The 7,065-nt window shown below is 68.5% G+C and carries 10 protein-coding genes; 1 reads left to right on the top strand and 9 read right to left on the bottom strand.

The window, feature by feature from the left end:
- Positions 1–106 precede the first annotated feature (106 nt).
- A complete protein-coding gene (locus HPC46_RS33160; protein ID WP_233717015.1) occupies positions 107–499 on the top strand; it encodes a hypothetical protein in 393 nt (130 codons plus the stop codon).
- A 101-nt stretch (positions 500–600) separates the two neighbouring features.
- On the opposite strand, the gene HPC46_RS33155 is transcribed toward HPC46_RS33160, so the two are convergent.
- From HPC46_RS33155 to HPC46_RS33115, 9 genes are all read right to left on the bottom strand, one after another.
- Positions 601–1,053, bottom strand: coding sequence for a hypothetical protein (locus tag HPC46_RS33155; RefSeq protein ID WP_179476255.1), 453 nt, complete (start codon positions 1,051–1,053; stop codon positions 601–603).
- 403 nt (positions 1,054–1,456) lie between these two features.
- Complete coding sequence (locus HPC46_RS33150; RefSeq protein WP_179476254.1) at positions 1,457–1,774, bottom strand: hypothetical protein; 318 nt, start codon at positions 1,772–1,774, stop codon at positions 1,457–1,459.
- A 127-nt stretch (positions 1,775–1,901) separates the two neighbouring features.
- Positions 1,902–2,360, bottom strand: coding sequence for a hypothetical protein (locus tag HPC46_RS33145; protein WP_179476253.1), 459 nt, complete (start codon positions 2,358–2,360; stop codon positions 1,902–1,904).
- Between the two features lie 392 nt (positions 2,361–2,752).
- On the bottom strand, positions 2,753–3,148 hold the full coding sequence (locus tag HPC46_RS33140; RefSeq protein ID WP_325096867.1) for a hypothetical protein: 396 nt from the start codon (positions 3,146–3,148) through the stop codon (positions 2,753–2,755).
- Between the two features lie 20 nt (positions 3,149–3,168).
- Entirely contained in the window at positions 3,169–4,131 is a 963-nt protein-coding gene (locus HPC46_RS33135; protein ID WP_179476252.1) for a DUF4192 domain-containing protein, read from the bottom strand.
- 518 nt (positions 4,132–4,649) lie between these two features.
- Positions 4,650–5,192, bottom strand: coding sequence for a hypothetical protein (locus HPC46_RS33130; RefSeq protein ID WP_233717014.1), 543 nt, complete (start codon positions 5,190–5,192; stop codon positions 4,650–4,652).
- A 347-nt stretch (positions 5,193–5,539) separates the two neighbouring features.
- Positions 5,540–5,863: a hypothetical protein gene (locus HPC46_RS33125; protein ID WP_179476251.1), complete on the bottom strand. Its 324-nt coding sequence runs from the start codon at positions 5,861–5,863 to the stop codon at positions 5,540–5,542.
- Positions 5,864–6,000: 137 nt separating this feature from the next.
- Positions 6,001–6,363 carry a hypothetical protein gene (locus HPC46_RS33120; RefSeq protein ID WP_179476250.1) on the bottom strand — a complete coding sequence of 121 codons (363 nt, stop codon included), beginning with the start codon at positions 6,361–6,363 and terminating at the stop codon, positions 6,001–6,003.
- A gap of 82 nt (positions 6,364–6,445) precedes the next feature.
- Complete coding sequence (locus HPC46_RS33115; protein WP_179476249.1) at positions 6,446–6,697, bottom strand: hypothetical protein; 252 nt, start codon at positions 6,695–6,697, stop codon at positions 6,446–6,448.
- Between the last annotated feature and the right edge of the window lie 368 nt (positions 6,698–7,065).

Genomic DNA, 7,065 nt, shown 5'->3' with positions numbered 1-7,065 from the left:
CAAGGTCGAAGTCGTAGCGTGACAAAGGCATTACAAGCAGCTCAGTCCTAGAGGGTGCTTCCGCAGGGAAGGCGCCGTGGATGCCGGAATAGTGCAGCCTCCCGATATGTGCCGTTTGCCAGCCTTCTGGGTTCGCCGCGACGGTCGCCGGATCATGCTGCGCTCCAACCGGTATGCGCTCGCGCTAGCCCGCAGGGGCGCGCCGCTGGAGCCGTGGGAGCGGTCCTTGCATGGCTGCGATGTGCCGCTGTGTGTGCGGCCGAGCGTCGCCGACGAGCTGGGCCGCCCCCGGCACGTGTACGCGGGTACCCAGAGGGACAACATGGAGCAGATGGGCCGCTCCGGCCGCGGCGGGGGCCGGGTGGCGGTGCGCCGCGGGAACGCGGGCCTGCTGGCGCGGCGTGAACGGTCGCTCGCGCTGCGGGAAGCCGTGCGTGATGGTTGGGACGCGCAAGCGGTCGCCGATGCGTTGGCTGGGGCCCATCCGACGCTGTGGTGAACGCGGCGGTGCCGGCGCACGCCAGTGGCAGGGATGTGATCCCGCGCTGCGCGGCCGGCACCGAGTGGGTACCGGACGCGCGGGCGGCGTGGGGGCCGGTGTTATCCGGCGGCGTAGGCGGCGTGTTCGAAGCGCGCGATGAGGCTCAGTGCGGTGTCTAGGTCGCTGTCGGTGAGGGTGGTGGTGTCGGCGTCGACGGTGAGCTGCCAGGTGTCGGCTCCGACGGTGGCGGCCAGGACGTAGGTGTGGCGGCCGTGGGCGGCGAAGGTGTGGTCGGTCCGGCCGGCGAACATCAGTCCGGCGGCGCGGAAAGCGATGATGCGAGTGGCGGTCTGATCGGTGTCGGCGCTGGTGGTCGCTTCGACGGCGGCCAGGACGCGATCGTTGTCGGCTGCCCAGAGGACGATCTGGCGGGTGCTGTCGGCGGTGGCGACGAGTTGCAGTGCGCCGTAGGCGTGGTCGTCGACGGTGTGTGTTCCGTGCGGTGCGTGGCCGATGAGGTCGGCCACGTCGGACAGGAGGGCGGCGGCGAGGTCGAAGTTGTTCTCGGTCATGGTTGTTCTCCGTTTCAGAAGGTGTTGAGTGCGCCGGTTAGCGCTGGGGTGCGGGGGAATTGGCTGAGGGTGGGCCGTCAAGGGCGGAGAGTCCGGTGGTGGTGCCGGCGGATGTGTGGCCCGCGAGCGGCAGCGAGCTGATGGGGCCGCACATGTCCTCCGCCGCCGGCACCAGCACCGGGCGTCCCTGGACGGGTCGGGCCCCCGGCCGATTACGCTGCGACCCCTGCTAACGGCAAGAGGTGAGTGGCGCCAGGGAGCCCGCCCGCAGGGTGGGCTGTCCGTCGGTCGCACCTAGTGCGCCGACGTCTACGCGAGCCGGCGGCTGGACGGCAAAGGGGCCGGGACCCGGCAGGGCGCCCCGGCTCGCCTGGTGGCTGTCGGGGCGCCCTGCGATCGGGTGTCAGTCGGTCATGGTGTTGCCGCGGTAGACGTCTCCCTCGATGTAGGTCAGGAGATCGCCGTTGATGTCGGCCAGGCACCAGTAGTAGGGGGCGTCGTAGCGGACGATCTGCCAGGTGCGGTTGCGGCGTTCCCAATAGAGCTTGTCGAGCAGTTGGGTATCGCCGCCGGAGCCGCCGAAGAAGGCGTCGACATTGCCGCCCTCGGGTTCGAAGTGCTCGTTGAGGATGGTGATGATGTCCGCCACGGTGGCGGCGGCGGCGCAGCGGTCCAGGGCAGCATCAACATTCGCCCAGAAGTGATCGAGGTGGGTGCTCATGGTTGTGTCTCCGTTTCGGATTGGTGTGGGTGCGCCGGTCGGCGCTGAGATGCCGGGAATTGGGTGTGGGAAGGGGACCCGACCGGCCGCCCGCGGAGGAACTGCGGGCCGGGTCCCGGTGCCCGGGTCAGGCTGACCGGAAGGCGCGTCGCGCGGCGGCGGGCAGGCTCTCGGGTCCGATCGCCCAGGGACCGTCGCTGTAGCCGGGCAGGCGGCGAATCAGGCGCCGTTCGAGGGCCTGGCAGAACGCGTAGGCCTGGCTGCTCTCCCAGTCGGGGTGCCCGGAGGCCTGGTACTGGTAGCAGTGCAGCGCGTTGAGGAGTTCGACGTTGGTCCAGCCGCGCTGCTGCGGCGGGCGGTAGGTGTAGAGCTTGGGTGTGTACATCTCGGTGCCGTAGGAGTGGTTGACCGACTTGACGTTTTCGTCGAGCAGGCTCTGACCGATTTCGCTGGCTGTTTCGGGCTGCAGCTCGGTGCTGTGGGTGGGCCGCATGTGTTCCCAGCGCAGGGCACCAAGGCGGGGGTCGTTCAGGCCGGCCCACAGCAGGACGTTGATGTGCTCGGGGTGGACGACGAATGCGCTCATGAGTTGTTCTCCGTTCGGATCTGATGGGGTGCGCCAGTCAGCGCTGGTGTGCGAGCAATGGGGTGAGGGTGGGCCGTCAAGGGCGCAGAGTCCGGTGGTGGTGCCGGCGGATGTGTGGCCCGCGAGCGGCAGCGAGCTGATAGGGCCGCACATTTCCTCCGCCGCCGGCAGCGGCGCCGGCGTCCCTGGACGGGTCGGGCCCCCGGCCCATTACGCTGCACACCCCTGCTGATGGCTTAAAGGTGAGTGGCGGCAGTCAGTTCGCCGCAGGCGGACTATTCGTCGGTCGCACCTGGTGCGCCGACGTCTACGCGGCCGGTGGCCGGAGCAAAAAAGGGGGACCTCGCCGACCACTCGGTGCTGAGTGCTCGACGAGGCCCCCGTGTGGCGCGTTAGTGCGGCGGAAGGGCGTCGAGGATCAGTTGGGCGAGTTCCTCGCCGTTGGGCAGCGGGAGGCGGTCGGCGGCGTCGCGGATCGCATCGCATTCGGCTGAGCCGCAGGCGCACTCGTCGTTGGTGGCGCATTCGTCGCTGGCGGCGCTGTCGAGTGCGCATCCGTCGACGGTGGCGGCATCAACGATCCAATGGGTGCGGTCATCGGAGAGCCTGAGGTACACGCGAACGGATTGCTCGATGTAGTGGGTGCCGTCCGGTTCGTAGGAGTAGCGCGGGGTGTGGCCGTCGCGGCGCTCGGTGGGCTCGGGGTTGGTCATGACGTGGTCCTCTCGAGAGTGGGTGGTGGGTGAATGGGTGTGGCCGGCCACCTCGGGTGTGAGGCGGCCGGCCACGGTGGGGACGTTTGGGCTGATTACTCGGTGGGCGGCTTGGCGGCGAGTTGGGCGAAGACCTGGCGCAGCTTGGTCGGCGGGACTGCGGCCTGGACCGCGGTGTCGAGGAGCACGACCAGCGTGGTGTCGGGAAGGCCGGCGGCCACGGCGGTGGCGTGGGCTGCTTCCAAGGCAACGCCGGCACGCACAACGTCGCTGCTGCAGTAGAAGCACGCCGCGGCGAGCGCAAGTGCTTCGACGCGGGCGCGGCCGCGCAGCTGGCGGGCCAGGTGGGTCCAGACGGTGGCACCCATCTGGGGGTGCGCGGTGCTGGCGATGAGCAGCGCGTCGCGGTGGGTGACGCTGGTGGTGATGAGCAGGCCGACGTTGGCGGCCAGCTGTGGTGTGAGCGCGGTGGGGTCTTCGAACGCCGCGGACATGCTGCGGGCGGTCTGGGCGGTGAACTGCGCGGTGTCGGTGTCGACGTCGGGGGCTGGCGCCTGGTCGGTGGTGGCGAATTCGGCGGTGATGTCGTCGCGGGTGGCGCGCACGCTGTGTCCGGCGACGACCATCAGCAGGGCGGCCTCGGAGGTGCGGTAGTCGACGGTGGTTCCGGTGTCGCCGGTGTCGATGTCGGTCCAGGTCTGGCCTGCGTCGAGGTTCGGGGTGTGCAACCGCTTGAGGATGCTGGCCCCGCGTGCGGTGATGTGGCGTTGCGCGGCGTCGAGGTGGTCGCCGGCGTGCTTGAGATCCGCGGTGCCGGTGATGGCGATGAGGATGACGATCCGCATGTCCCCGTTGGGTTGTTGCAGGGGAAGGGTGTTGGCCAGGTGGGCGGTGACGTCGAGGGGTTCGGCGATGTCGTAGCGGGCGGCGACGTGGACGGTGCGTCGATCTCCGATGTTGTCGAGGACGATCGCGACGATGCTGTCGGTGGGTGCGAAGCCGATCAGTGCCGGGGTGGCGGCGAGGATGTCGGTGTTGGAGCTCAGGTTGATGCGCATGGTTGTTCTCCCGTTCGGGTGGTGTTGAGTGCGCCGGTTAGCGCTGGGGTTGGGGGGACCGGCGGGGTGGCGCGCGCAAGCCCGAAGAGTCCGTGGTGAACGCAGCAGGGCTTTCGGCCCCGGGGCAATCCCCGCGCGGCAGCGCCTGGGGATTGACCACGGTTGGGCCGAAAGGGTCACTCGGCCTGCGTAGTTCGGCGCGGGCGTGGCTGGCGCGTGACGGGTCCCGGTCGGTCATACTTGGGGCCCAGCTGAACGGTTAAAGGTGAGTGGCTACGGAAGCGGCCACCGCCAGGTGGCCATCCGCGCCGCAGGCGCGCTTGCTGAGTCAGGGCCGGAAGAAAAAAGGGGGGCGGAGCCGGTCCTCGTATGGTGAGGATGCCCGGCTCCGCCGTGGTAGTTCAGATGAGTGCGATGATGCCGGCGCCGGCGGTGTTGGCCTCTTTGATGCGCTCGGCCGCATCGTGGTCGATCTCGTCGCGGGCCTGGCTCACCATGTAGGCCAGTCCGTGCGGTGCCTAGCTAGTGATCGGCTCGTCGGGGTCGGCGTGGAAGTCCCCGCAGGATCCGATTTCGCGGCCGTCAGGCCCGGTCACGATGTACCCGTAGACCTCGCTGTTGGCCCAGGCGCTGTAGGTCGCCACGGTGGCTCGGGTGTAGCTGTGTGGCTCGGTGGCGTCGCGGGGTGCCCACGCCAGGCCGTCGGTGCCTTCGTAGCGGTCGGTGCTGGGTGAGGTGGTGCAGTAGCGGTCGGTGCAGCGGGTCACTTCGAGGATGCCGGTCAGTCCCAGCGTCAGGCCGAGGTAGCGTGCGATCGCGGCCGCCGATCGGTACCGGTGCTCATAGAGGGAGTCGTTGGTGGCGTTGTGGTTTCGGAGCAGGGCCGCAACGTCGTGGGCGGCGTCGCCGAGTTCTGCGCTGATGGTGCGCGCATCACCGAGGTAGACCAGACCCCCGTCGTCGGTGTAGTCGGGTACCTGGGCGTCGATGTCGTAGTGCAAGGCAATCTCGTAGGTGCCGGCGGTGGTCTCGACGGCGATTTTGTCGAATGGGTGCAGCATCGTGGAGTCCTTCCGTTTGGCGGCCGGCGGGGTGCCGGACAGCGCTGGGGTGCGCTCGACCGGCGGGGTGGCGCGCGCAAGCCCGAAGAGGCCGTGGTGGACGCAGCAGGGCTTTCGGCCCCGGGGCAATCCCCGCGCGGCAGCGCCTGGGGATTGACCACGGTTGGGCCGAAAGGGTCACTGGGCCTGCGTAGTTCGGCGCGGGCGTGGCTGGCGCGTGACGGGTCCCGGTCGGTCATACTTGGGGCCCAGCTGAACGGTTAAAGGTGAGTGGCTACGGAAGCGGCCACCGCCAGGTGGCCATCCGCGCCGCAGGCGCGCTCGTCGGCGGCCGCGGGTGCAACGAGCTAGGGCTGGTCTCGCAGGCCCGCGTTGGCCAAGCGGCGGTGTACCTCGGTGAGGGTGAGTTCGCTCCAGTAGCCGTGCTCGTCGGCGTGGATTCTGCTGGGCCAGTTGTCCCAGCGCTCGATTTCTGCGTCGACGTCGGTTTGGGCGACATCTGGTGCGGTGAGCGGCATTGGGTCGGCATCGGACTCGCTGCTGTGTGGGATGCCGACCAGCTGTCCGATCGGTGGGGTCGTGTCGTGCGGGGACCTGAACTGAAGCCGGTAGGTCTGCCCGTCGGTGTCGACGATCAGGCGTTCCGGGTAGTCGGTGATGCTGTTGGGCACGCTGTCTCCTCCTGGTATCGATTATCGCCGTTGCGCTGGAGGGGTGGAGTCACCAATTTCGGATAGGGGCGGTTTCGCGGCCGGACGAAAAAAGGGGCCCGCCTGGCGCTGGCCAGACGGACCCCTTGTCGTGGGAGCTAGGTGGCGTTCGGCGGCGGGTCGGTGTCGATGCCGAGGCCGGCGGCGTTGATGCGGGCTTGGATGGCATCGAGGCTGATCCAGCGGTCGATGCCGTTGTTCTCGGTGTAGAGCAACGCCCAGTGTTCCCATCCTTCGATTGCGGCGTCGACGTCGTCCTCGTTGACGTTGGGCCGGCTGATGGGGATCTCGTGGAAGTTGTCCGGACGGTCGGCATCGGCGATGGCAGCGACGAGTTGGCCGGTGCCGTCGAAGGTTCGGGGGTCGTCAGGTGGGGCGAAGTTCATCCGGAATCGCAACTGGCGCGGCTTGCCGGAGCTGTCCACAAATTGCCAGGCTAACGCGTAGTCCTTGTCGACCATGGGGTGATCCTTTCTGAGTGGTGAGGGTAGTGGCCGGGCCACCTGAGTGCGGCGGCCCGGCCAGAGTTGCTGTGGTGCAGAGCTATTCGACGGGCGTGGTGGCGGCGATGATGGCTTCGGCGTCGGCGAGGTAGTACTCGGCGTATTCGCGTTCGCTGCGCGGGCTGGTCGGTTCCAGGAGGACGGTGACGGCGTTGTCTCGGGCGGACAGCGCGTACTGGCGTCGTCGGTGGGTGTCGTCGGCGTTGACGGCGCTGTGAACGCCGGCTCGGGCCATGGCCAGGCTGTGTGCGGTGCTGAGGGCGACGGCTTCGGTGTCGAGGATGGCGGTCATGGTTGTTCTCCGTTCGTGAAGGTGTTGAGTGCGCCGGTTAGCGCTGGGGTGCGGGGGAATCGGCTGAGGGTGGGCCGTCAACCCCGAAGAGTCCGGTGGTGGTGCCGGCGGATGTGTGGCCCGCGAGCGGCAGCGAGCTGATAGGGCCGCACATGTCCTCCGCCGCCGGCACCACCACCGGGCGTGGGTTGACGGGTCGGGCCCCCGGCCGATTACGCTGCGACCCCTGCTAACGGCTTAGCCTGGATTCACCGATTGAGGTGGTGTCTGGGGCGGGTTGAATCAGTGAAATGCCCTGTCGTAGTGAGAGAATGAGATTTCTCTAGGATCAAATTCGGCCACTACGAAGGGCATCTCGTAGATGCAAC

The sequence above is a fragment of the Mycolicibacterium vinylchloridicum genome, from assembly GCF_013404075.1.
GTDB lineage: Bacteria > Actinomycetota > Actinomycetes > Mycobacteriales > Mycobacteriaceae > Mycobacterium > Mycobacterium vinylchloridicum.
This window is presented reverse-complemented; position numbering and strand designations above follow the sequence as displayed.